Origin of the sequence: Streptomyces sp. SID14515 (assembly GCF_010548505.1) — a bacterium.
Lineage (GTDB): Bacteria > Actinomycetota > Actinomycetes > Streptomycetales > Streptomycetaceae > Streptomyces > Streptomyces caviscabies.
On record NZ_JAAGMH010000111.1, the window covers coordinates 17255 to 40975 of the forward strand.

Sequence of the window (23721 nt, forward strand, 5' to 3'; positions counted from 1 at the left end):
CCTTCCGTCCCTGCCCGATCATGGGACGGAGGTGAACCGATGATCGAAGTGCTTCTGCTGCTCGTCGCCCTGCTGCTCTGCGTCGCCTGCGGCGCGTTCGTCGCGGCGGAGTTCTCGCTGACCACCGTGGAGCGCGGTGAGCTCGAACGGGCCGTCGAGCGGGGTGACCGGGGCGCCGCGAGCGCGCTGAAGGCGGTACGCAGCCTCACCTTCCAGCTCTCGGGCGCCCAGCTCGGCATCACCGTCACCAACCTGGTGATCGGCATGCTCTCCGAACCGTCCATCGCCAAGCTGATCCGGAGCCCCGTCGAGGCGGCGGGGATGCCTCCCGCCGCCGCGTCCACCCTGGCGCTCGTCATCGGTACGGCGCTGTCGACGGTGGTCCTGATGGTGGTCGGCGAACTGGTTCCGAAGAACTGGGCGATCTCCTCGCCGCTGGCCGTGGCCAAGGCGGTGGCCACGCCGCAGCGCGGGTTCACCGCGGTGTTCCGGCCCTTCATCAGCCACCTCAACAACACGGCCAACCGGATCGTGCGCCGCTTCGGTCTGGAACCGACCGAGGAGCTGGCCTCCGCCCGCAGCCCGCAGGAGCTGGTGGCACTGGCCCGGCACTCCGCGAAGGCCGGGGCGCTGGAGGCGGACACCGCCGAGCTGTTCGTCCGCACCCTGAACCTCTCGGAGCTGACCGCGGAGAACGTGATGACCCCGCGGGTCCAGGTGACCGCGCTGGACCTGCACGCGACGGCCGAGGACGTCGCCAACGCCACGCGGGCCACCGGTCTGTCCCGCTTCCCCGTCTACCGGGGCAGCCTGGACACCGTGGTCGGCGTGGCCCACATCAAGGACGTGCTGGCGATCCCCGCCGACCGGCGGCCCCGCACCCGGATCTCGGAACTGCTGCGCGAGCCCCTTCTCGTACCGGAGACGCTCACCGTGGACAAGCTGCTGGACCGGCTGTCCGGACGGCTCGCCATGGCCGTGGTGATCGACGAGTACGGCGGGACGGCCGGGGTCGCGACGCTGGAGGACATCGTGGAGGAAGTCGTCGGCGAGGTCCGGGACGAGCACGATCCGCACGAGACGCCCGACCTCGCCGCCGCCGGTGAGGACGCCGACGGGCGGACCCTGTGGTCGGCCGACGGGGCGGCGCGCACCGACCAGCTCCGCAGGATCGGTCTACGGGTGCCGGACGGGCCCTACGAGACGCTCGCGGGGCTGATCGCCGCCGAGATCGGACGGATCCCGACGGTGGGCGACAGCGTCGAGCTGGCCGGGTGGCGGATCGACGTGGTGGACGCCTCGGGCCGCCGTGCCGCGCGGGCCCTGCTGCACGCCCCGCTGCCCGGCTCCGAGGACGACCGGACGGAGGGCGCACAGTGATCGTTCTCCAGCTCTTCATCGGCCTGCTGACCCTGGTGGCCAACGCCTTCTTCGTGGGCGCCGAATTCGCCCTGATCTCCGTACGCCGCAGCCAGATCGAACCGGAGGCCGAGGCCGGGAACCGGCGGGCCCGCAGTGTCATCTGGGGGCTGGAACACGTCTCGGCGCTGCTCGCCGCCGCCCAGCTCGGCATCACGCTCTGCACCCTGGTGCTGGGCATCGTCGCCGAACCGGCCATCGCGCATCTGCTGGAACCGGTCTTCGACGCGGTGGGGGTGCCGCACGGGCTGGTCCACCCGCTGTCGTTCGTCATCGCGCTGGCCGTGGCGACCTATCTGCACATGCTCCTGGGCGAGATGGTCCCGAAGAACATCGCGCTGGCCGAACCGGCGCGGAGCGCCCTGCTGCTGGGCCCGCCGCTGGTCGCGATGGCCCGTGGCCTGCGTCCGGTGATCTTCACGATCAACGCGTTCGCCAACACCCTGCTGAAGCTGTTGCGGGTGGAGACGAAGGACGAGGTCTCCGCGACGTTCTCGGACGACGAGCTGGCCCGGCTGGTGCAGGACGCCGGGGACGCCGGGCTGGTCGACGACCGCTCGGCGCAACGCCTCCACCACGCTCTGGAGCTGGGCCGCCGGCCGGTACGGGATGTGGTGATGCCGGTCGACCGGGTGCTGTACGCCCGGGTCGGCACCACTCCGGAGGAGCTGGAGCGGCTCTCGTCCGAGTCCGGGTTCTCCCGCTTCCCGGTGATGGACAGCGAGCAGCGCATCCTCGGCTACCTCCATGTGAAGGACGCCCTGGACGCGACACCCCGCGACCTGCCCTTCCCGGTGACGGCGATGCGGCCGATCGCCCGCGTCCGGGCGGCGACTCCGCTGGACGACGTGCTCACCGCCCTGCGGCGCAGCCGGACCCACCTGGCGGCCGTCCTCGACGAGGACGACCGGCTGGCCGGCATGGTCACGATGGAGGACGTCCTCCGCGAACTCGTCGGACGGCCGCAGTCCCGCTGACCGCTGGTCCGCTGCGCGACCGATCCACCGGCCCACGTTCCACCGGCCCACGTTCCGCTGGCCTACCGGTCTACCGGCCGGTAGGATCAGCGGGCCATGGAATTGAATGCCTCCTACACCAGTCTCGTCGCGGTCGGCGACTCGTTCACCGAGGGCATGTCGGATCTGCTCGCCGACGGCACCTACCGGGGCTGGGCCGACGTCCTCGCCTCCCGGCTGGCGTCCCGGTCCCCCGGTTTCCGGTACGCCAATCTCGCCGTACGCGGGAAGCTCATCGGCCAGATCGTCGACGAGCAGGTGGAGGCGGCGGCCGCGCTCCGGGCCGATGTGGTGACGCTTGTCGGCGGGCTCAACGACACGCTGCGCCCGAAGTGCGACATGGGCCTGGTCAAGGGGCGGCTGGAAGAGGCCGTGGAACGTCTGGCCCCGTCCTGCAAACAGCTCGTCCTGATGCGCAGCCCCGCCCGCAACGGACCGGTGCTGGAGCGGTTCCGGCCCCGCATGGAGGAGCTGTTCACCCTGATCGACGACCTGGCCGCCCGGCACGGGGCATCGGTGGTCGATCTCTACAGCGCGCCGTCGCTCAGCGACCCACGGATGTGGGACGTGGACCGGCTGCACCTGACCGCCGAAGGACACCGGCGTGTCGCCGAGGCGGTCTGGCAGACCCTGGGGCTTCCGGCCGAGCTCGACTGGTGGACGCCGGTCCCCGCTACCGCGCCCCCGCGCTGGGCGTCCCGGCGGACCGAGGACATCCGCTTCGCCCGCCGACACCTCGCCCCCTGGATCGGCCGACGGCTCACCGGCCGCTCCTCCGGCGACGGCCGCTCGGGCGCGCAGTTCGACGCCACGACGGGCAGGGCCTTCTGGATCACGCCCACGAACACCGAGACCCCCGGCCCGGTGACCGAATGGCGCCGAGCCGTCTCCCCCGGCGCCACGCTGAGCAGCCCCGAAGCCGACTGACCCTGGACCACCAGGCCCGCGCCTTCGTAGCAAGCCACAAATAAGGGCGCGTCGCTGGCCTGCACAAACCGCCAGTAGAATCTGTTTACGTGACTGCTGTGTCTGCGAAGCCTCGCATCCCCAATGTCCTGGCCGGCCGCTACGCCTCTGCGGAGCTGGCCGTCCTCTGGTCCCCCGAGCAGAAGGTGAAGCTGGAGCGTCAGCTGTGGCTGGCGGTGCTGCGCGCTCAGAAGGACCTCGGGATCGAGGTGCCCGATGCGGCGCTGGCCGACTACGAGCGCGTGCTGGACCAGGTCGACCTGGCCTCGATCGCCGAGCGCGAGAAGATCACCCGGCACGACGTGAAGGCCCGGATCGAGGAGTTCAACGCCCTCGCCGGTCATGAGCAGGTCCACAAGGGCATGACCTCCCGGGACCTGACGGAGAACGTCGAGCAGCTTCAGATCCGCCTTTCGCTGGAGCTGATGCGCAACCGCACCGTGGCCGTGCTGGCCCGGCTCGGCAAGCTCGCGGCGGAGTACCGCGAGCTCGTCATCGCCGGCCGCTCGCACAATGTCGCCGCGCAGGCGACGACGCTGGGCAAGCGCTTCGCGACCGCGGCCGACGAGCTGCTGGTCGCCTACGGCCGCCTGGAGGACCTTCTCTCCCGCTACCCGCTGCGCGGGATCAAGGGTCCGGTCGGCACGGCGCAGGACATGCTGGACCTGCTCGGCGGCGACGCGGGCAAGCTGGCCGACCTGGAGCAGCGCATCGCCGGGCACCTCGGCTTCGCCGAGGCGTTCACCTCTGTCGGTCAGGTCTACCCCCGATCGCTCGACTACGACGTGGTCACCGCTCTGGTGCAGCTCGCCGCGGCGCCCTCCTCGGTGGCGAAGACCATCCGGCTGATGGCCGGCCACGAGTTGGTGACCGAGGGCTTCAAGCCCGGCCAGGTCGGCTCGTCCGCGATGCCGCACAAGATGAACACGCGCTCCTGCGAGCGGGTGAACGGTCTGATGGTGATCCTGCGCGGCTATGCCTCGATGACGGGTGAGCTGGCGGGCGACCAGTGGAACGAGGGCGACGTGTCCTGTTCCGTGGTCCGCCGGGTGGCGCTCCCGGACGCGTTCTTCGCATTCGACGGCCTCCTGGAAACCTTCCTGACGGTGCTGGACGAGTTCGGCGCGTTCCCCGCGGTCGTGGCGCGCGAACTGGACCGCTACCTCCCGTTCCTGGCCACCACCAAGGTCCTGATGGGCGCCGTTCGGGCCGGGGTGGGCCGCGAGGTGGCGCACGAGGCGATCAAGGAGAACGCGGTCGCCTCCGCCCTCGCGATGCGGGAGCAGGGCGCCGAGCGCAACGAGCTGCTCGACAAGCTCGCCGCGGACGAGCGGATCCCGCTGGACCGCGCGCAGTTGGACGAGCTGATGGCCGACAAGCTCTCGTTCACGGGTGCCGCCGGCGACCAGGTCTCGTCGCTCGTCGCCCGGATCGAGGAGATCACCAAGCAGCACCCCGAGGCCGCGAACTACACCCCCGGCTCGATCCTCTGACCGGCACCGCCCTCACCGCATGACCCCCGAAGAGCTGAGCGCCGCCCGTGACCGCATCGTCCCCGATGTGGCCGCGGGCGGTCTGCGCGTGCTCTTCTGCGGCATCAACCCGAGCCTGATGACCGCGGCCACGGGCCACCATTTCGCCCACCCCGGGAACCGGTTCTGGCCGGTCCTGCACCGCTCGGGTTTCACGCCCCGGCAGCTGCGTCCTTCGGAGCAGGCCGAGTTGCTCGGACTCGGCCTCGGCATCACCAATGTGGTGGCGCGGGCCACGGCCCGGGCGGACGAGCTCGGCGCGGACGAGTTCCGGGAGGGTGGGGCCGCTCTGACGGCGAAGGTCGAGCGACTCGCGCCACAGTGGCTCGCGGTCGTCGGCATCACCGCCTACCGCACGGCCTTCGGTGAGCCCCGCGCCCGAATCGGCCCCCAGGACCGCACGGTCGGCGGCGCCCATGTGTGGGCTCTCCCCAACCCCAGCGGCCTCAACGCCCACTGGACGGTCCAGAGCATGGCCGAGGAGTACGCCCGCCTCCGGGAAGCCGTACTCACCCGCCCCCCGTCCGACCAGCCGGTCGGCCGCCGGCCCCACCCTGACCGACTGAGCTGAGCCGACCGCTCTCCTCCGGCTTCCTGCGCCCTTCCCTCTCCCCCTGCTCCTGCTCCCGCTCCCACCTCTGCCTCTGCCTCTGCCTCTGCCTCTGCCTCTGCCTCTGCCTCCGGCTCCGGGTACTGTGCGGAAGGCGCCTTCCTTCAGGGCCTCACGCGTCCCGGCGGCGGACCGCCCACCAGCCCGCCAGCAGCGCCGCTGCCGCCCACGCGGCTGCCACCGCCAGGCCGGTCCATGACTTCAGGCTGGGGCCCGAGGGCTGTCGAACGCGGAGATCGCGGCCGACCTCGTCGTCGGGATCCAGACGGTGAAAACCCATGTCAGCTCGGTTCTGGCGAAGTTGGGCGCCCGGGACCGCACGCAGGCGGTCATCGCCGCCTACGAGTCCGGATTCGTCGCTCCGGGGTGACCCAGGTTGCGGCTCGATACCGGCTTTCCTCGCTGGTCGCAGGGGTCCCGGCCAGCGAGTACGATCCGGCAGACATGCGCACGAGCTGGGAGGACATACCGTGGGCCGGCTGACCGGTGGGGACCCGTCCCTGTTGCGACGGATCAATTCCGCGGTAGTACTGCACGCCCTGAGAGGGGCCGGCGCGCCGACGCTGACGGACCTGACCCGGATCACGGGGCTGTCCCGGCCGACGGTCGAAGGGGTCGTCGAGGGGCTGTTCGAAGCGGGGCTCGTGGTCGAGGCCGTGCCCGACAAGAGTGAGGCACGGCGCCAGGGGCGCCCTGCCCGCAGGTTCCGTTTCCGGGCCGAGGCGGGTCACCTCCTCGGGGTGGAGATCGGCCCGCACCGGGTGTCGGCGCTCATCTCGGGGCTCGACGGCCGGATCGTCGGGGCGGGCTCCCGTGCGGTGTCGGAGACCGCCTGCGCGGACGACCGGCTCGACCAGGTCCGGGCCGTCATCGCGGATGTGCTGCGGCGCACCGGGGTGGCCCGGAGCAGTCTGCGTGCGGTCGGTGTGGGCAGCCCCGGGATCGTGGAGGCCGACGGCACGGTGCGGCTGGGTACGGCGTTGCCGGACTGGACCGGGCTCGCGCTCGGGGAGCGGCTTCGCCGTTCGTTCCGCTGCCCGGTGCTCGTCGAGAACGATGCCAACGCCGCCGCGGTGGCCGAGCACTGGAAGGGCGCGGCCACCGAGTCCGACGACGTGGTCTTCGTGCTGGCGGGGCTGAGTCCCGGAGCGGGGTCCTTGATCGGCGGGCGTCTGCACCGGGGGTTCGGCGGGGCCGCCGGTGAGATCGGCGCTCTCCACCTGCTGGGCAGGGACGTGACGCCGGAGCATCTGCTGTCGACGACCGACACACCGCTGGACCCGCTGGACGAGCATGCGGTGGCCGCGGTCTTCGCCAAGGCCCGGGAGGGCGATGCGGGAGCCCAGGCGGCGGTCGAGCGGTTCCTTCAGCGGCTGGTGCACGATGTGGCGGCGCTGGTGCTGGCGCTCGACCCGGAGCTGGTCGTGGTCGGCGGCTGGGCAGCCGGGCTGGACGGAGTGCTGGAGCCCCTCCGCCGGGAGCTGGCCCGCTACTGCCTGCGCCCGCCCCGGGTGACGCTGTCGCTGCTCGGAGAGGCCGCCGTCGCGACAGGGGCGCTGCGGCTCGCCCTGGACCACGTCGAGGAGCAGTTGTTCGCCGTCGAAGGGGCCGTGACCACCCGCCGCTGACTGCCCGACGCAACCTGCGGTGAGTAGTCCCCGGGAAAGCACGAACCCGCCGTTCCCGAGGGCCGGAGTCCTCGGAAAACGGCGGGCGTGGAGCCAGCGGGCCGGTGGCGTCAGGAGGCCTGGCGCTCCGGCTGTTCCTCGTGGCTGATCTCCAGCGCGCCGGAGTCCCCGAAGGTGAGCCGGCAGGTGTCCGCGCGGTAGGTGGCGACCGACACCGCCGCCGTGCCGTCCACGGTGAAGTAGCGGGTGGTGACGACGAGGACGGGGGCGCCGGGGAGCCGGTCCAGCTCCTTGGCGTCGTCCGCCCGTGCGGAGCCGAGCTCCACGGAGCGGTCCTGGCCCTGCAGGCCGAGCCGGTGCAGCTCGCGCAGCACGCTCCGGGCCCGGACGGCGCCGGACGGGGCCTCGATGGCGGAGAGGTCGGGCACCGAGGAGGCGGGGATGTAGAGGAGTTCCGCCGCTACCGCCTGCCCCTGGGTGTCACGGATACGGCGCACCACGTGCACCGGCTCGGCGGGGTCCGTGCCGAGCATGACGGCGACCGCCGCCGGGGCCTTGTCCATGGTGCTGTCGACCGGCTGCCAGGCCTCGCCGCTGACGCCGCCCGTCCATTCGTGCTGGGCGGTGGAGACGGCGATGCCCACGCGCGGCGGGGCGACGGTCGTCCCGACTCCACGGCGGCGCTGCAGTCTGCCTTCGAGTTCGAGCTGCTCCAGAGCCTGCCGGAGCGTGGCTCGCGCGACGCCGAACCGCGCCGCGAGGTCCCGCTCGTTGGGCAGGATCTCCCCCACCGCAAAGTCCGAGTCGAGTGCCTCACTGAGCACGGTCTTGAGGTGCCAGTACTTCGGCTCCTGAACCGATTCCAGCTGCGTGGTCCCCACCCTGTCCTCCGCAATCGCCCAGCGTCTTTTTCCGCGACGTTATTTATTAAAGGTTCCTGTCTTAAGTGGAGACCCTAGGACGGCATACCCCCTTGGTCAAGACCAATACTTATTCCGTAACGGAGCGAAACGGGACTCTGGCGCAGAGCGTTCACACGACGTTCGTGGTGCCGTGAGGCGCGCGCAGCACAAAGCCCCGCCATCGCAACGGATGGCGAGGCTCTGACCAGGCCCGGAGCGTGCCTGCGGGGCCGAGGTGGCCGGTGGTGCTTTTGGCTATGCGGCGGGCAGTCCGGAGAGCTTGTCCGGATTACGAATGATATAGGCGCATTGAATGACACCTTGGCTGACTTCGATCTGAAAGACGGCGTCGGGCCTCCCGCCGAGGAAGTAGACGGCGGCGGGTCCGCCGTTGAGCTCCACGATGCGGATTTCCCCGTCCGGGCCGAGGTCGCTCGCCACCGCGAAGAGGAAGCGGCCGACCTTGTCGGCGGTCTCGATGATCCGCCGTGGCGCCTTCGCCTTGCCTCCGCTGTCGCTGATGAGCCGGACGTCCGGGGCCAGCAGCGCGAGCAGCTGCTCGATGCCGCCTCCGGACGCGGCGGCCAGGAAGCGTTCGGTGAGGTCGCGCCGCTCGGCCGGGTCCACGTCGTAGCGCGGCTTGCGCTCCTCCACATGCCGCCTGGCACGGCCGGCGAGCTGCCGGACGGCCGCCTCGGTGCGGTCCAGGGCGGTGGCGATCTCGGCGTACGGGAATCCGAAGGCCTCCCGGAGCACGAACACCGCCCGTTCCAGCGGCGAGAGCGATTCGAGGACGACCAGCACGGCGAGTGAGACGGAATCGGCGAGGACGGCGCGTTCCGCGGTGTCGGGCAGGGTCGGGCCGAAGTCCGTGACCACCGGCTCCGGCAGCCAGGGCCCCGGATACGACTCCCGGCGCGACTGCAGGTGCCGGAGCCGGTCGATGGCCAGCCGGGTGGTGATCCGCACCAGGAAGGCGCGCGGCTCCCGGATGTCCTCGCGCGCCGCCGCCGACCACCTCAGCCACGCTTCCTGGACCACGTCCTCGGCGTCGGCGACGCGGCCGAGCATGCGATAGGCGACCCCGGTGAGAACGGGCCGGTGTTCCTCGAAGAGCTCGGTCGCGGCGTCGGCGGTCATCGGTCCATCCCAGCCCACGGGCCACCCGCTGTCCAGCGGGAATCGCCCGGCCCCTTGAACTCCAAGCTACCCGACGGTAATTGTTGTTGACGAGATGTCTACCCACTCCAGGGAGCAGCATGACCACCACGGTCTCCTTCACCGTCGCAACGGCCGACGGCCCCCGTCCGGTCTCGGTCGCGTACGAACGGACCGGCTCGGGCGAACCGTTGCTGCTCCTGCACGGCATCGGGCACCATCTGCGGGCCTGGGACCCGGTGGCCCGGATCCTGGCCGCCGAACGTGAGGTGATCGCCGTGGACCTGCCCGGCTTCGGCACCTCGCCCGCGCTGCCGGACGGAGTTCCGTACGATGCCGCGACCGTCGGCCCGGTCTTCGGAGCCTTCTGCGCCGAACTCGGCCTGGACCGCCCCCATGTGGCCGGGAACTCGCTGGGCGGCCTGCAGGCGCTGGAATTGGGCCGTGCCGGACTGGCGCGGTCGGTGACCGCACTGTCCCCGGCGGGCTTCTGGACCGAGGCGGAACGGCGCTACGCCTTCGGCACCCTGCGGACGATGCGCCGGAGCGCACTGGCCCTGCCGGTGCCGCTGATAGAGCGCCTGTCGCGCAGCGCGGCCGGCCGGGCGGCTCTCACGAGCACCATCTACGCCCGGCCCGGCAGGCGTTCACCGGAGGCCGTCGTCGCCGAGACGCTCGCCCTGCGCGGGGCGACCGGTTTTCACCAGACGCTGGAGGTCGGCCGGGGCGCCTCCTTCGGCGAGGACGTCAAGGGCATACCCGTCACCGTCGCCTGGGGCACCCGCGACCGCATCCTGTTGCGCCGGCAGGGAGTCCGCGCCAAGCGGGTGATCCCCGACGCCCGGCTCGTGCGGCTGCCCGGCTGCGGGCACGTCCCGATGAACGACGACCCGGCGCTCGTGGCCCGCGTCATCCTGGACACCAGTCGCTGAGCCGTCCTGCCGGGGCGTCGGGGTGCGGCCGGAGAGCCGCGCTCCGGCGCCCGCGCGCGGCCCGATGACGCCCGAGCCGTACGCCACGCCGGCGCCGACCAGGAGACTTCCCGCGCCCTGTGCGAGGCCGTACGTCCCGGCTCCGACCAGCGGTGCGGTCAGGGCGGCGGAGACCGGGATCAGACCTGAGAAGAGCGTGGCGCGTTCGGCTCCGATGCGCTGCATCCCGCTGTACCAGCAGACGAATCCGATCACGGTGACGACGACGGCCTGCCACAGCAGGGCCGTCGCCTCGCCGCCCGTCGGGACCCGCAGGAACGAGCCGCCGTGCATCAGCAGACCGAGCAGCGCCGATTCGACGGCGGCGACGGCGCAGACCGTCGCGGAGAGCAGTTTCGGGCCGAGCGGCCGCAGTACCGCGACGGCGAGGACCGCGAAGCCGACCTCTCCCGCGAGCGCACCCACCGAGAACAGCACACCCGCCAGGTCGGTGCGCCCCCAGCCCTGAACGGTGAACGCCCCGACGGCGACGAGTCCGGCCGCGTACAGCGTGACGCGGGACGGCCGACGACCGTCCAGCAGCGGAACGAGCACGCCGACCACGATCGGCGCGCAGCCCACGAAGACGCCCGGAACAGCTGGTTCAGCCGACTGCTCGGCCGCCAGGACCGCCAGGTTGAACCCGACCATGCCCACGGCGGCGAGCAGCGCGATCCGCCCCCACTGGCGGCGGGTGAGACGCCGGAGCCGGACCGCCGCGGAGTCGGGGTCACGCCGCAGGAACGGGACGAGCAGGAGCGCGGCGAGACCGTACCGGAGGGCCTGGCCACCCGCGAACGGGTAGTCGCCGAGGACGCTGTTGGCCGTGAAGGATGCCCCCACCAGCACACACGCGAGGGCCGCGAGGAGAGCCCCGCGCAGAGAGGTTGCGTTCATGGACCTGACGCTAGGGTCGGCGGCGGACCGGTTTAAGGTCCACTTCCATGACGTCTTCGGGGACCAATCCGGACCGGCGGCCCGCGCGCGAGGCGGACGACCGCGGCTCAGGAGGCGGTGGCGCCGGTTCCCTTTCCCCGGCTTGGGAGTTGCTGCTGCCCGCCGCTGCCGCGCCGGCGCGCGGGCGGGGGCGCGCGCTCCGGTCCGCGCTGCGGGAGGCGGTTCGCTCCGGCTGCCTCGCGGCCGGCACGAGACTGCCCTCCAGCCGTGAACTCGCGGCCGACCTGGGGGTGTCGCGCGGACTGGTCACCGAGGCGTACGAGCAGCTGACCGCGGAGGGCTATCTGCGCAGCGGGCGGGGTGCGGGCACCTGGGTGAGCGAGGGCGTACGCGCGGCGGTGCATCCCGTACGTGACCGTGCGCCGCGCGCGCCGGGCGCGCGGGTGGACTTCCGGCCCGGCACCCCCGATCTCTCCCTCTTCCCGCGCGGTGCGTGGAGTGCCGCCCAGCGGACGGTGTTCGGGCGGCTGCCGCACGAGGCGCTGGGCTACCCCGATCCACGCGGGCTGCCGGAGCTGCGCGAGGCGCTGGCCGGGCTGCTCGCCCGGCGTCGTGGCGTGGTGGCCGATCCGGAGCGTCTGGTGGTCTGTTCGGGGGTCGCCCAGGCGACGACGCTGCTCGGTTTCGTACTCCGGGACGAGGGCGTGACCTCGGTCGGGGTGGAGGATCCGGGCAGCCCGGAACACGCGTCGCTGTTCGCGGCGACCGGCCTGGGCACGGTCCCGCTGCCCCTCGACGAGGACGGCCTGGCCCTCGCGCCTCTGAAGCGCTCCGGCGTACGCGCGCTGGTGACCACGCCCGCGCACCAGTTCCCCACCGGAATCGGATACTCCGCGCAGCGTCGTGGCGAACTGCTCGGGTGGGCCCGGGAAGCGGACGCCGTGATCATGGAGGACGACTACGACGGGGACTTCCGGTACGACCGGGCGCCGGTGGGAGCCTTGCAGGGGCTGGACCCCGAACGGGTCGTGTACACCGGTTCCGTGAGCAAGTCGCTGGCTCCCGGTCTGCGGCTCGGCTGGCTGATCGCCCCCGCAGCGCTCACCGAGCGGATCGTCGCCCGCAAACGGACCATGGATCTTGGCAACCCGGTGATCGACCAGGCCGTGCTGGCGGACTTCGTCGTGCGCGGCGGCTACGACCGGCAATTGCGGCGCTGCCAACGGGCCTACCGGGAACGCCGCGACGCGATGGTGGCCGCGCTGGACGAGCACTTCCCGGGCACGGCGGTCAGCGGCATCGCGGCGGGCCTGCACATCATCGCCCGGCTGCCCGCGCGGTACGGCCCCGAGGACGTCCTCCTGGAGCGGGCGGCCGGGGCGGGCATCGCGCTGCGGCCGCTGCGCGACTGCGGAACGTCCGGTTCCGAGGACGGCACCGTGCCGCTCGTCCTCGGTTACGCGCATCTCGCCCCCGGCGACATCGCCCGCGGGGTCGCCGCGCTGGCGGAGGCCTGGCGGGTCGGCCGGGCCGGCCCCGGCTGACCGTGCGGCCCGGCGACCGTACGGCCCCGGCCGACGGGCGCCGTTCACCCGGGGTTGGGCCCCTGGTCTCCGCAGGGCACTAGGCATGGGCTGAGACCGGCGCCGGGCCACGTATTCTCGCGAACGGCGCACCGCCCGCCCACCTCCCCGGAGGCGCTTCGATGCCCGTGCCCTACCGTCCGCACCGTCCGCACATCGCCTCGCCCGGCCGCCGTGCCGTCCTCCGCGGCTCACTGATCGCCCCGGCGGCGGTCGCGCTGTCGCCCGCCGTCGCTTCGGCGGCGCCCGCGCTGCATCTGGCGGGGCGGCCCGAAGCGTCCTGGGGTGTGCAGGTCGGCAGCGTCACCGCCTCGTCGGCGCTCCTGTGGGTGCGCTCGGACCGGCCGGCCCGGATGCTGGTGGAGACCTCGTCGACCGAGTCGTTCCGGCGGGTCCGCAGGTGGTACGGGCCGTCGATCGGCCCCGGAACGGACTTCACCGGCACCACACCGCTGTACGGCCTGCCCCCGGGCGAGCAGGTGCACTACCGCGTGACGCTCGCCGATCCGGGCGATCCGCGCCGTACCGGCAAACCGGTGTACGGGACATTCCGTACCGCTCCGGCGCGCCGCCGGGCCGGGGTGCGGTTCCTGTGGTCCGGCGACATCGCGGGGCAGGGCTGGGGCATCAATCCGGACATCGGCGGCTACCGGGTCTACGAGGAGATGCGCCGCCTGGACCCGGACTTCTTCCTGTGCAGCGGCGACAGCATCTACGCGGACGGTCCGCTGGAGCCGAGCGTGACGCTGCCGGACGGCCGGATCTGGCGCAACGTCATGACCGAGGAGAAGGCGAAGGTCGCCGAGACGCTGGACGAGTACCGGGGCAACTTCCGCTACAACCTGCTCGACCGGAACGTCCGTCGTTTCAACGCGCAGGTGCCCTCCGTCGTGCAGTGGGACGACCACGAGGTGCGCAACAACTGGTATCCGGGCCAGATCCTCGACGACCCGCGGTACACCGAGAAGAACGTGGACATCCTGGCGGCGCGCTCCGTGCGCGCCTTCCACGAGTACGTGCCGCTCGCCCCCTCGTCCGGTCCCGAACGCCGTTCGCGCATGTACCGGGTCGTCCACCACGGGCCGCTGCTGGACGTGTTCGTGCTCGACATGCGTTCGTACCGCAACGCCAACTCCCCGGGCCGGCAGCCCGACGACACGACGGGGATCCTGGGCGCGGAGCAGTTGCGGTGGCTGAAACGCTCGCTCGCCGCGTCCCGCGCGGAGTGGAAGGTGATCGCCGCCGACATGCCGCTCGGACTCGTGGTCCCGGACGGTGCGACGGACTTCGAGGCCGTGGCGCAGGGTGATCCCGGGGCGCCGCTCGGGCGGGAGCTCCAGATCGCCGAACTGCTGCGGTTCATCAAGCACCGCGGGATCACCGGCACGGTGTGGCTGACGGCCGATGTGCACTACACCTCGGCCCAGCACTACGCGCCGGAGCGGGCGGCGTTCAAGGACTTCGCCCCCTTCTGGGAGTTCGTGTCGGGCCCGCTGGCGGCGGGCGGCTTCCCGGCCAACGCGCTGGACGGCACCTTCGGCCCGGACCGGGTCTTCGTACGGGCCCCGGAGCGGGCCAACGTCTCGCCGATGGAGACCCCGCAGTATTTCGGCGAGGTGGAGATCGACGGCGACAGTGCGGAACTGACGGTGCGTCTGCGGGCGGAGGGCGGATCGGTGTTGTTCACCAAGGTGCTGCGGCCCGGTCGCGTCGGGCAGTGAACGGCGGCCTCCGGGCGGCCGACAGCTGTTTCGAGGGCCGTTGTCAGTGGTGGGTCCTACGCTTTTTTTCATGACCCGATCCGTTCAGGCCTTGGCCTACGCACGCCCGTCCGCCCTGGAGTCCTCGCAGGTGGGGCCCTCCCTCGGTCTGGAGACCGCAGGAGGGCTCACCCCGCGCGGAGCGGAGGCGCACCCGCGGTTCTTCGCGGGTTTCCTCTCCGATCCGCGCATAGCGGCACGCGGGCTGCTGGCGGTGGCGGACGTGGCCGCCGCCCGCTACTACCAGCGGACGCTGACCGCGTCGCTGGACCCGGTGGTGACGGGGAACGGCGACCGGTTGCGCTTCGAGTCGTTCTCCGGCTGCTGCGGGGTGTACGCCCGTCTCGATGTGCTCCGGGAAGGGCTGGACGGGCAGGAGACCGGCCATGGAACGACGAATGTGGACGTGAACGCTCCGCTGCGGGAGGCGCTTTCGCGGATCACGGCGGACGATCCGCTGCATCTGCGCGTGGGGCCGGAGGAGTTGGCGGTGACCACGCTCGACGGCCCGGTGGTGGAGAAGAAGGTGCCGTTGCCCGACCGGTGGCTGCGCGGTTTCGCGGAGGCGCAGGTCGCCTCGGCCGGGTTCGATCTGCGGGCCGAGCTGACGGCGGCGCGGGCGGTGGCGTTCCTGCGGTCGCTGCCCCGCTCCTCGCCCTCGGGCCGTGCGACGCGTGGCGCCCGGTGGGTGGTGGCGTCGGGCGGTTCCCTGCGGCCGACGACCCGGCCGGTCCCGGGCGCGGTGTGTCTGCCGGGCCCGGAGCGGCTGGTGGCGTTGCAGCGGGTGCTGCGCGACGCGACGGCCCTCAGGGTGTACGGGCCGGTGGCCGACGGTGCGGCGGCGGCGAGCGCCTGGGAGGTGGTGCTGCCGGGGATGCGGCTCACGTTGACGCTCTCCCCGGACTCCGCGCGGGGGTTCTCGGGCGAGGGCGGCGTGCTGGAGGCGCTGGCCACGGATGACGCGGCGGCCGATGCCGAGCTGGTGTCCGTACTGCTCGCCTGGGAGCCCCGGATCGAACCGGCTTCGCTGGCCGAGCAGGCGGGGCTGAGCGTGCAGCGGGTGCGGGCCGCCCTGACCCGGCTCGGCACGGCGGGCCGCGTCGGCTACGACCTGGCGGACGCGGCCTACTTCCACCGGGAGTTGCCGTACGACGCGGACCGGGCGGAGCGGCACAATCCGCGTCTGGTGGCCGCCCGCAGGCTGGCCGGTGAGGGTGCGGTGTCGCTCGACGGTTCGCGGGCGACAGTCGCTTCCGGGGACCGTCGCTACCAGGTCCGCGAGAGCGGTTCGGCGTTCTCCTGCACCTGTCAGTGGTGGGCGGACTACCGGGGGCGGCGGGGTCCCTGCAAACACGCGCTCGCCGTGCGCATGGTCCGCCGGGGTGCGACGGTCGCGGGAGGCGTGCGATGAACGAGCTGCTCACCGCTGTACGGGCGGGGCGCCACCACGAGGTGCCTTCGCTGGTGCTCGCCCTGGACCGGCCCGGACGCCGGGCCGCGCTCGCCGAGTTGAAGGAGCTGCGCAAGGAGGTGCGGAGCTGGGACTGGCAGCGGCGGGACAAGATCCGCAAGGCGCTGTTGGTGGCCGGCGCGGGCTGTCACACCGGTGCGGCGGGGTGCGCCGCCTGGATCGGGGGCCGGGATCTGCGCGACTGGACCCGTTCTCCGTATCCGTTGATCCTCGCTTCGCTCAAGGACCGTGAGCCGGAGTGGCTCGGCGATCTCGCTCACCGGTTCGCGGGGCGCGCGGCCCTCTCCGACGCGGAGTACACCTTCGTCGGCGAGCTGACGCGGATCGCCGGGGCCCCGCTCCCCGTCACGGACAACCTGGTGGTGGGCTGGGCGGAGCTGGTCGGCGCGGCGCGTTGGCGCGGCCGGACGCGGCGTCCGCTGACCGACATCCTGCGGGACGACCCGCACTCCCCCGTGCTGGCGGCCCGGTTGTTCGAGATGCCGGAGCTGCCGCCGCAGGTCGACTTCTACGACGCGCCGGACTCGCAGGACCACTGGCCCGGGGCGCTGTGCGCACTGGCCGACGACGGGCTGCTGGACCGGCCGCATCTGGTGGAGCGGTGCGTGACCCGGCTGATGCGCGGCGGCAGATCCGTCGATCAGCGGTTCTTCCTGGCCGTTCTGTTGCGGCTGGGCACGACGGAGGAAGAGGAGGACCGGCATCTGCGGGACTGGACGGCGATGGCGGCGGACGGGATCGCTCCGGTCGCCTCGCATGCCCAGCAGGTGCTCGTACGGCTCGACGCGCGGGGCGTGCTCTCCACCCGGGAGCTGGCAGACGTTTCGGGCGCGGTGCTCTTCCGCCAGGAGAAGAAGCTGGTACGGGCCCAGCTGACGCTGCTGGGCAAGGCGCTGCGCCGGGACGCATCGACGGCGGGCGAGCTTCTTCCGGCGGTCGCCGAGGCGTTCGGCCACGAGGGCATCGACGTCCAGGAGCGGGCCCTGAAGCTGGTCGCGCGGTATCTGCCCGGCGTCTCGGACCCGGAGGTGCGGGAGCAGTTGGCCTTCGCCGCCGCGCAGTTGGGCCCGCTGCACCGGGAGACGGTCACCGCCCTGTTCGGCGATCTCGTGGCGGAGGAGGCGGCCGAGGCGTACGAGGAGTTCCTGCCGCCCGCGCCGGTGCTGCGACGTCACGGACCCGCACCGGAGACCGTGGCGCAGCTCGTCGAGGAAGTGGCCGCCCGGCTGAAGTCGCATGCGTCGGAGCACTGGGCCCCCTCGTCGGGCGTCGCGGACCCCTCGTCCGGGGTCACCGGCTTCGAGCGGGCGCTCGACGGGCTCGTCCGGCTGGCTCGCACCGACCGGGAGGAGCTGGCGAAGGCCCTGCGGGAAGCGCTGGCCGGCCTGTATCTCGTCGAGGGCGGTCTGTCTCCACGCATGGTCGAACCGCAGAACGTCTCGGCCTCGCACGGGCTGTCCGTGGTGGTGGCCTCGCTGCTGGGCCTGGTGTCCGAGCGGGACAGGGTCGCGTGGCGGGCGAAGACCACCGTGAAGGGTGCGGACGCCTGTGCCCATGCCGCGCTGAACGGGGTGCTGCTCGACCGGGCGTGGGAGGCGGCGGAGACGATACGGGACGGTCAGGCGCCGTTCCTGCTGGCCACGCCGAGCTGGCACACCGGCTCGATCGAAGCGGCCGAGCTCGTCGAGCGGCTGCGGACCTACCGGGAACTGGGTGTCCGTCCGGGCCCCGCCGACTTCGCCCAGGCCCTGCTGCGGGTCCGCCGCGGCGGCGGCCCCGAGGGCGCGGCCGCCGCCGCTGCGGCCGAGGCGCTGGCCACCGGAGAGGGCGACCGGCTGGCCGCCTGGCTCCGTGCCGACGAGCCGGTGGCCCCGGTGCTGCGGCACCCGGCGACCGCCGTCTCCCGTCCGTCGGCGGGCAATTGGTGGCAGCGGACGACGACCGGGGCCCGTCAGGTGCTGCCGGCGACCCGGGAACGGCTGGTGATCCGGCGCGAGTTCCCGGAAGCCTTCCACTGGCTGGGCCGGGCACAGCTCCCGAACGCCCGGGAGTGCTACCACTGGGGGCCCGAGCCGTCCTCGCACTGGACGGCCACCCTGCCCGAGGATCCGGAGACGCTGGCCGCCTGGCTGATGCCGGACCTGCTGTTCGCCGCCGACCATGGGCAGCGGGGAGCCGTCGGGTTCCTGCCGGCCTTGGCCGAGAGTGCGGGCGAGGTGGGCGGGGCGATGCATCTCGCGCTGGCCTACGGGCTCGGCGCCCGGCATCCGGAGGACCGGACGGCGGCGGTGGACGCCCTGCTGGTGCTGGCCGCGCGGGGCCGGCTGGACGGCGCGTCGCTCGGGCGCGAGCTGGCGATCCTGGTCGACCGCGACCTGGTGAAGGTGAACCGTACGGCCGACGCGCTCGGCACGGCGGCGGCCACCGGTGCGTTCCGGACGGTGCTGACCGTGCTGGCGGCGATGCTGCCCGGTCTCCTGGCGTACGAGAAAACACCCCGGGGGCTCGGCGATCTGCTGTCCGTGGCGGCCGGGTGCGCCGAGCGCTGCGGTACGGGCGGGATACCGCCGATCGCGGGGCTCGCGGCGACGGCGGGGCGCAAGGGCTCCTCGCAGACAGTCCGCCAGGCCGCCCGGCTGCTCGCGGCGTTCCCCACCGGGGCGCAGGATTCCACGCCGGACGCCGTCGGTCCGAACACCGTCGGTCTGCAAGCCGTCGGTCCGCAAGGCTCCGGTCCGGGTCGGAAGGATCAAGGAATGGCCGGTCTCAAAATCTGACCGAAAGACGACGATAGGCGACCAGATCCACACTTAACCCATCAGTCACAAGGCGTTCGTGATCAGGCAACACCGCTCGTTCACAGTGAGGATATGACTGATGTGACCTCTGCGAAGACCGCCCGCCGTCCGCACCACTGGCGGCGGGACCTGATCGAACTGGCCGCCCTGTTCACCGCCGTGGCCGTGGCCGACGCCATCGCCAACCTGATCGGACACCAGCCGGACGGGCCCTATCTGCTCATGGCGTCGGCGGTGGCGCTGGTGGCCACCGCCGCGTTCCACACCTGGTGGGCACGACGGCACAGTCACGCTCCCCCGCCAGACGAGGCGGTTGGGACCGGTGGCGGGACGGCGGGCGAGGCCGGGAGCAGCGGTGCGGGCGGGATCGCCGGGGCCGAGGAGACCGTGCTGTGGCGGATGCGGACGACGGTGCGCGACGCCCCGGGCAGTCTGGCCGCGCTGTGCGTGGCCCTCTCCGGGCTGCGGGTGGACATCCTCACCCTGCAGACCCACCCGCTCGCGGAGGGGACCGTCGACGAGTTCCTGCTGCGGGCCCCGGTCTCGCTCCAGGCGCAGGAGCTGTCCCGGGAGATCTCGGCCGCCGGTGGCGCGTCCACCTGGATCGAGCGGGCGGACGCCCACGATCTGGTCGACACCCCGACCCGGGTGCTGTCGCTGGCCACCCGGACGGCGCTCGACGCGGCCGAGCTGCCGCTCGCCCTGCGCCAGCTGCTCGGCCGGTGCACCATCCACTCGCTGCCCGCCGTCTCCGTCACCGGCCGGGCGACCGGGGAGAGCGCCCCGGTCGAGGGCGTGCTGGAGGAGACGGTGATGCGGCTGCGGGACCCGTCCGGCGGGGTGATCGCCGTCGAGCGGCCCTATCTGCCGTTCACGCCGACCGAGTTCGCGCGGGCGCGGGCCCTGGTCGAGCTCGACGCCCGGCTCGGTCCCCGCGTGCCGCGCAGCGAGGACGTCCTCACGCTGCCCGAGGGCAACGAGATCACCGTGCGCCGCGCGGACCGCGGCGATCTCGCCGCCGCCCGCGCCATGCACGACCGCTGCTCGCAGCGCACCCTGGGCCTGCGCTACCACGGTCCCGTCAAGGACGCGGACCGCTACCTCGACCATCTGCTGAGCCCCCGCTTCGGCCGCACCCTGGCGGTGCAGACGGCCTCCGGCAAGCTGGTGGCGCTGGGCCACCTCCTCTGGGACGGCGACGAGACCGAGGTCGCCCTCCTCGTCGAGGACGACTGGCAGCGCCGGGGCATCGGCTCCGAGCTGCTCGGCCGCCTGGTGGCCCTCGCCGAGGAAGCGGGCTGCGACAGCGTGTACGCCGTGACCCAGTCCCACAACACCGGCATGGTGGCGGCGATGCGCGCGCTGGAGCTGCCCCTCGACTACCAGATCGAGGAGGGCACGCTCGTCATCACCGCCCGGCTGACGACTGAAGGTGCTGCTCGGCCCTCCGTGCCGACGGAACAGGCCCGTCGCTGAGCGCCTGGCACAGATCCGCCCACAGGTCCTCGACGTCCTCCAGGCCGACCGACATCCGCAGCAGCCGGTCGCCGACGCCCGACGCCCGGCGGTCTCCCTCTTCCACAATGCGGTGGCTGATGGAGGCCGGGTGCTGGATCAGCGAGTCCACGCTGCCGAGGCTGACGGCGGGCGTGATGAGCCGCACCCCGGAGATCACCCGGTGCGGGTCCCCGTACACCTCGAAGGAGATCATCGCGCCGCCGATCCGCGGGTAGTGCACCCGGGCGATCCGCGGGTCGGCGGTGAGCCTGCGGACCAGTTCGGCGGCGCTCGTCGAGGCCGCCCGTACGCGTACCGGTAGCGTGGACAGGCCGCGCAGCAGCAGATAGCCGGCCAGCGGGTGCAGCACCCCGCCGGTGGCGAACCGCACCTGGCGCAGCGTGGCGGCGAACTCCTCGTCGCAGGCGACGACGCCGCCCATGACGTCCCCGTGGCCGCCGAGGTACTTGGTGGCGCTGTGCAGGACGATCCGCGCGCCGTGTTCGACCGGGCGCTGCAGGACGGGGGTGGCGAAGGTGTTGTCGACCAGCAGCGGCACGGATCCGCAGGCGTGGGCGACGGCCCGGATGTCGATCTCGGCCAGCGTCGGGTTGGCCGGCGTCTCGATCATCACGAGACCGGTGTCCGGCCGGATGGCGTCGGCGATGCCCGCCGGGTCGGTCCAGGTCACCTCGGTGCCCAGCAGCCCGGCGCCGAGCAGATGGTCGCTGCAGCCGTAGAGCGGGCGGACCGCGACGACATGGCGCAGCCCCTGGCTCGCGCGGGCGAGCAGCACCGCCGTGAGCGCGGCCATTCCGCTGGCGAAGGCGACCGCGCTCTCGGCGCCCTCCAGCCGGGCGAGCGCCGTTTCGAAGCGGCCCGTGGTCGGGTTGTCCAGCCGGGCGTAGACGGGCGGCCCGTCGGGCCGGGCCCCGGTGGTGGCGAAGGCGTCGATCCGCATCGCCTCGCCGCGCGAGTCGTAGGAGGGGTAGGTGGTGGACAGGTCGATCGGCGGGGCGTGCACGCCGAGGGAGGCGAGGTCGTCGCGTCCGGCGTGCACGGCTTCGGTGGCGAGAGCCCTGGACGGGGTGGGAGCAGGGGGCGTCATCGAGACTTCGTTGTCCATGCCGTCACTCTGAACAGTTACCGGCTCGTAGCGAGAAAACCCCGTGCTACGTTCGCCGCATGGCTGATTCCGTCGCTCTCGATCCGGTGGATCTGCAGATTCTGCGGCTGTTGCAGAACGATGCGCGGACCACGTACCGCGAGCTCGCGGCCGAGGTCGGCGTGGCCGCTTCGACGTGCCTGGACCGGGTGGCCCGGCTGCGCCGTTCCGGGGTAATCCTCGGGGATCAGCTGCGCCTCGATCCGGCGAAGCTCGGCCGGGGACTCCAGGCGCTGCTCCTGGTGCAGGTCCGGCCGCACCGCCGGGAGCTCATCGGGCCGTTCGTCGACCGGATCAGGTCGCTGCCGGAGTCGCGTGCGCTGTTCCACCTCACCGGTCCCGACGACTATCTCGTGCAGGTCGCGGTGGCCGACGCGGCGGATCTGCAGCGGCTGGTCCTGGACGAGTTCACCTCGCGCCGGGAGGTGGCCCGGGTGGACACCCGGCTGATCTTCCAGCAGTGGGACTGCGGACCACTGCTACCTCCCGCCGCCGCAAGCTGACGCACCGGCACAAGCACCAGCACCGGCACCGGCACCGGCACCGGCACCGGCCCAGAAGTACGGGGAAGTGATCGTCTTTCGGACGTCCGGCGGCCCATAGTGATGACGCGGAGGCCACCACCGTACGAGGATGTTCGCATGTCAGACACTTCGAGCAGCGCGCTGCCCCGTCAGGTCGCCGACGCCTACGTCGACGCAATCATCGAACTCGACCCCATCACGGGCACCTATCTGGGTGTGTCCGAAAGCTCGCGCCGGCTGCCCGACTTCTCACCGGCCGGCCAGGCCGCGACCGCCGACCTCATCCGCGCGACGCTGCGGGAGCTGGACGCGGCGGAGCGGCGTCCCGGTGCGGACAGCGATGCCGAGCGGCGCTGCGGACGGCTCCTGCGGGAACGCCTGACGGCGGAACTCGCCGTGCACGAGGCCGAGGAAGGCCTGCGGACCGTCTCCAACCTGCAGTCGCCCGCCCACAGCATCACCGAGGTCTTCACCCTCACGCCGACCGCGACGGACGAGGACTGGGCGGCGGTCGTGGAACGGCTGCGCGCCGTGCCCGCCGCGCACGAGGGCTACCGCGCCTCGCTCGCGCTCGGTCTGGAGCGCAAGCTGTACGGCGGACCGCGCGCGACCGCCACGTTCGTCGGACAGCTCACGGAGTGGGGCGGGGAGGGCGAGGGCACGGCGTTCTTCACGGAGTTCGTCGCTCCGGGCCCCGAGTCGCTGCGGGCCGAGCTGGACGAGGCCGCCCGGCTGGCGACGGCCTCGGTGCTCGCGCTGCGGGACTGGGTGCGCGATGTGTACGCCCCGGGCGTCGAAGGAGCCCCGGACCCGGTCGGCCGGGAGCGCTACGCCCTCTGGTCGCGGCTGTACAACGGCACCGATCTGGATCTCGACGAGGCGTACGCGTACGGCTGGTCGGAATACCACCGGCTGCTCGCCGAGATGAAGACCGAGGCCGCCAAGATCCTGCCCGGGGCCGGCCCCTGGGAGGTCCTCGCCCACCTCGATGTACACGGCAAGCACATCGAGGGCGTGGACGAGGTCCGCGAGTGGCTGCAGGGTCTGATGGACGAGGCGATCGAGGCGCTGGACGGCACGCACTTCGATCTCGCCGAGCGGGTACGGAAGGTGGAGTCCCGCATCGCGCCGCCCGGCGGGGCCGCCGCGCCGTACTACACCGGCCCCTCCGAGGACTTCTCCCGCCCCGGGCGCACCTGGCTGCCGACCATGGGCGAGACCCGTTTCCCGGTGTACGACCTGGTCTCCACCTGGTACCACGAGGGCGTTCCCGGCCACCACCTGCAGATCGCCCAGTGGACGCACGTCGCCGACAGCCTCTCCCGCTACCAGGCGTCGGTCGGCATGGTCAGCGCGAACGCCGAGGGCTGGGCGCTGTACGCGGAGCGGCTGATGGACGAGCTGGGCTTCCTGCCCGACGCGGAGCGGCGGCTCGGCTACCTCGACGCGCAGATGATGCGCGCCTGCCGGGTGATCGTCGACATCGGCATGCATCTGGAGCTGGAGATTCCGGCCGACTCCCCGTTCCACCCGGGCGAGCGCTGGACGCCCGATCTGGCCCAGGAGTTCTTCGGCAACCACAGCGGCCGTCCCGCCGACTTCGTGGAGAGCGAGCTGACCCGCTATCTCTCGATGCCGGGCCAGGCCATCGGCTACAAGCTCGGCGAGCGCGCCTGGCTGCTCGGCCGGGAGAACGCGCGCGCCGCGCACGGCGACGCGTTCGACCTCAAGGCCTGGCACATGGCGGCGCTCTCGCAGGGGTCGCTGGGCCTGGACGACCTGGTGGACGAGCTGTCCCGGCTCTGAGCGAGGAAGGCGAGCAAA

Annotated in this window: 18 protein-coding genes and 2 pseudogenes; 15 read left to right on the top strand and 5 right to left on the bottom strand. The window is 72.5% G+C overall.

Annotated features, from left to right (window positions below; genetic code table 11):
• Window positions 1–39 precede the first annotated feature (39 nt).
• The 5 genes from G3I54_RS26120 to mug all read left to right on the top strand — a co-directional run bounded on the left by G3I54_RS26120 (window position 40) and on the right by mug (window position 5504).
• A complete protein-coding gene (locus G3I54_RS26120; protein WP_164617671.1) occupies window positions 40–1380 on the top strand; it encodes a hemolysin family protein in 1341 nt (446 codons plus the stop codon).
• On the top strand, window positions 1377–2396 hold the full coding sequence (locus G3I54_RS26125) for a hemolysin family protein (protein WP_164617673.1): 1020 nt from the start codon (window positions 1377–1379) through the stop codon (window positions 2394–2396). Before G3I54_RS26120 ends, G3I54_RS26125 begins: the two co-directional genes overlap by 4 nt.
• A 96-nt stretch (window positions 2397–2492) precedes the next feature.
• Entirely contained in the window at window positions 2493–3362 is an 870-nt protein-coding gene (locus tag G3I54_RS26130; protein WP_164617676.1) for an SGNH/GDSL hydrolase family protein, read from the top strand.
• Between the two features lie 89 nt (window positions 3363–3451).
• On the top strand, window positions 3452–4894 hold the full coding sequence (purB, locus tag G3I54_RS26135) for an adenylosuccinate lyase (protein WP_343240422.1): 1443 nt from the start codon (window positions 3452–3454) through the stop codon (window positions 4892–4894).
• Between the two features lie 19 nt (window positions 4895–4913).
• Window positions 4914–5504 (top strand): G/U mismatch-specific DNA glycosylase, encoded by a 591-nt coding sequence (mug, locus tag G3I54_RS26140; protein ID WP_164617678.1) that lies wholly within the window; start codon window positions 4914–4916, stop codon window positions 5502–5504.
• A 151-nt stretch (window positions 5505–5655) separates the two neighbouring features.
• Here the strand turns inward: mug and G3I54_RS26145 are convergent, their stop codons facing one another.
• Window positions 5656–5823 (bottom strand): hypothetical protein, encoded by a 168-nt coding sequence (locus G3I54_RS26145; protein WP_275408017.1) that lies wholly within the window; start codon window positions 5821–5823, stop codon window positions 5656–5658.
• Here G3I54_RS26145 and G3I54_RS26150 point away from each other — a divergent pair.
• Both G3I54_RS26150 and G3I54_RS26155 read left to right on the top strand, forming a co-directional pair.
• A pseudogene (locus G3I54_RS26150) lies at window positions 5755–5913 on the top strand (LuxR C-terminal-related transcriptional regulator); the annotation flags it as partial. The gene G3I54_RS26145 and the pseudogene G3I54_RS26150 sit on opposite strands and share 69 nt — an antisense overlap.
• Before the next feature lie 100 nt (window positions 5914–6013).
• Complete coding sequence (locus tag G3I54_RS26155; protein WP_164617680.1) at window positions 6014–7171, top strand: ROK family protein; 1158 nt, start codon at window positions 6014–6016, stop codon at window positions 7169–7171.
• A 110-nt stretch (window positions 7172–7281) separates the two neighbouring features.
• Here G3I54_RS26155 and G3I54_RS26160 read toward each other — a convergent pair whose 3' ends face one another.
• Entirely contained in the window at window positions 7282–8052 is a 771-nt protein-coding gene (locus G3I54_RS26160) for a GntR family transcriptional regulator (protein ID WP_164617682.1), read from the bottom strand.
• A 276-nt stretch (window positions 8053–8328) separates the two neighbouring features.
• Entirely contained in the window at window positions 8329–9213 is an 885-nt protein-coding gene (sigJ, locus tag G3I54_RS26165; RefSeq protein WP_164617684.1) for an RNA polymerase sigma factor SigJ, read from the bottom strand.
• Window positions 9214–9332: 119 nt separating this feature from the next.
• Here sigJ and G3I54_RS26170 point away from each other — a divergent pair, with 119 nt between their 5' ends.
• Window positions 9333–10163 (top strand): alpha/beta fold hydrolase, encoded by an 831-nt coding sequence (locus G3I54_RS26170; protein WP_164617686.1) that lies wholly within the window; start codon window positions 9333–9335, stop codon window positions 10161–10163.
• A gap of 93 nt (window positions 10164–10256) precedes the next feature.
• Here the strand turns inward: G3I54_RS26170 and G3I54_RS26175 are convergent.
• Window positions 10257–11099, bottom strand: a pseudogene (locus tag G3I54_RS26175) (DMT family transporter); the annotation flags it as partial.
• 47 nt (window positions 11100–11146) lie between these two features.
• On the opposite strand from G3I54_RS26175, the gene G3I54_RS26180 reads away from it, so the two are divergent.
• The 5 genes from G3I54_RS26180 (at window position 11147) to G3I54_RS26200 (ending at window position 20187) form a co-directional block, all read left to right on the top strand.
• Window positions 11147–12643, top strand: a complete 1497-nt coding sequence (locus tag G3I54_RS26180; RefSeq protein WP_164617688.1) for a PLP-dependent aminotransferase family protein — start codon at window positions 11147–11149, stop codon at window positions 12641–12643.
• A 161-nt stretch (window positions 12644–12804) separates the two neighbouring features.
• Window positions 12805–14403: an alkaline phosphatase D family protein gene (locus G3I54_RS26185; RefSeq protein WP_164617690.1), complete on the top strand. Its 1599-nt coding sequence runs from the start codon at window positions 12805–12807 to the stop codon at window positions 14401–14403.
• Window positions 14404–14473: 70 nt separating this feature from the next.
• A complete protein-coding gene (locus G3I54_RS26190) occupies window positions 14474–15853 on the top strand; it encodes an SWIM zinc finger family protein (protein WP_164617692.1) in 1380 nt (459 codons plus the stop codon).
• Complete coding sequence (locus G3I54_RS26195) at window positions 15850–18690, top strand: DUF6493 family protein (protein WP_239144580.1); 2841 nt, start codon at window positions 15850–15852, stop codon at window positions 18688–18690. Before G3I54_RS26190 ends, G3I54_RS26195 begins: the two co-directional genes overlap by 4 nt.
• A gap of 102 nt (window positions 18691–18792) precedes the next feature.
• Window positions 18793–20187 carry a GNAT family N-acetyltransferase gene (locus G3I54_RS26200; RefSeq protein ID WP_164617751.1) on the top strand — a complete coding sequence of 465 codons (1395 nt, stop codon included), beginning with the start codon at window positions 18793–18795 and terminating at the stop codon, window positions 20185–20187.
• Here the strand turns inward: G3I54_RS26200 and G3I54_RS26205 are convergent.
• Window positions 20120–21334 carry a PLP-dependent transferase gene (locus tag G3I54_RS26205; RefSeq protein WP_164617694.1) on the bottom strand — a complete coding sequence of 405 codons (1215 nt, stop codon included), beginning with the start codon at window positions 21332–21334 and terminating at the stop codon, window positions 20120–20122. The two genes, G3I54_RS26200 and G3I54_RS26205, sit on opposite strands and share 68 nt — an antisense overlap.
• Window positions 21335–21393: 59 nt before the next feature.
• Between G3I54_RS26205 and G3I54_RS26210 the strand changes: the two genes are divergently transcribed.
• Both G3I54_RS26210 and G3I54_RS26215 read left to right on the top strand, forming a co-directional pair.
• Window positions 21394–21876 (top strand): Lrp/AsnC family transcriptional regulator, encoded by a 483-nt coding sequence (locus G3I54_RS26210; RefSeq protein WP_164617697.1) that lies wholly within the window; start codon window positions 21394–21396, stop codon window positions 21874–21876.
• Between the two features lie 138 nt (window positions 21877–22014).
• Complete coding sequence (locus G3I54_RS26215; protein ID WP_164617699.1) at window positions 22015–23703, top strand: DUF885 domain-containing protein; 1689 nt, start codon at window positions 22015–22017, stop codon at window positions 23701–23703.
• Window positions 23704–23721: the final 18 nt, after the last annotated feature.

Bases quoted from the DNA above. Each gene is read 5' to 3' on its own strand.
- G3I54_RS26145 (WP_275408017.1), bottom strand. From the start codon at position 5,823: ATGGGTTTTCACCGTCTGGATCCCGACGACGAGGTCGGCCGCGATCTC.
- G3I54_RS26195 (WP_239144580.1), top strand. From the start codon at position 15,850: ATGAACGAGCTGCTCACCGCTGTACGGGCGGGGCGCCACCACGAGGTG.
- G3I54_RS26180 (WP_164617688.1), top strand. From the start codon at position 11,147: ATGACGTCTTCGGGGACCAATCCGGACCGGCGGCCCGCGCGCGAGGCG.
- G3I54_RS26210 (WP_164617697.1), top strand. From the start codon at position 21,394: ATGGCTGATTCCGTCGCTCTCGATCCGGTGGATCTGCAGATTCTGCGG.
- G3I54_RS26190 (WP_164617692.1), top strand. From the start codon at position 14,474: ATGACCCGATCCGTTCAGGCCTTGGCCTACGCACGCCCGTCCGCCCTG.
- sigJ (WP_164617684.1), bottom strand. From the start codon at position 9,213: ATGACCGCCGACGCCGCGACCGAGCTCTTCGAGGAACACCGGCCCGTT.
- G3I54_RS26185 (WP_164617690.1), top strand. From the start codon at position 12,805: ATGCCCGTGCCCTACCGTCCGCACCGTCCGCACATCGCCTCGCCCGGC.
- mug (WP_164617678.1), top strand. From the start codon at position 4,914: ATGACCCCCGAAGAGCTGAGCGCCGCCCGTGACCGCATCGTCCCCGAT.
- G3I54_RS26130 (WP_164617676.1), top strand. From the start codon at position 2,493: ATGGAATTGAATGCCTCCTACACCAGTCTCGTCGCGGTCGGCGACTCG.
- G3I54_RS26205 (WP_164617694.1), bottom strand. From the start codon at position 21,334: ATGGACAACGAAGTCTCGATGACGCCCCCTGCTCCCACCCCGTCCAGG.
- G3I54_RS26120 (WP_164617671.1), top strand. From the start codon at position 40: ATGATCGAAGTGCTTCTGCTGCTCGTCGCCCTGCTGCTCTGCGTCGCC.
- G3I54_RS26215 (WP_164617699.1), top strand. From the start codon at position 22,015: ATGTCAGACACTTCGAGCAGCGCGCTGCCCCGTCAGGTCGCCGACGCC.
- G3I54_RS26170 (WP_164617686.1), top strand. From the start codon at position 9,333: ATGACCACCACGGTCTCCTTCACCGTCGCAACGGCCGACGGCCCCCGT.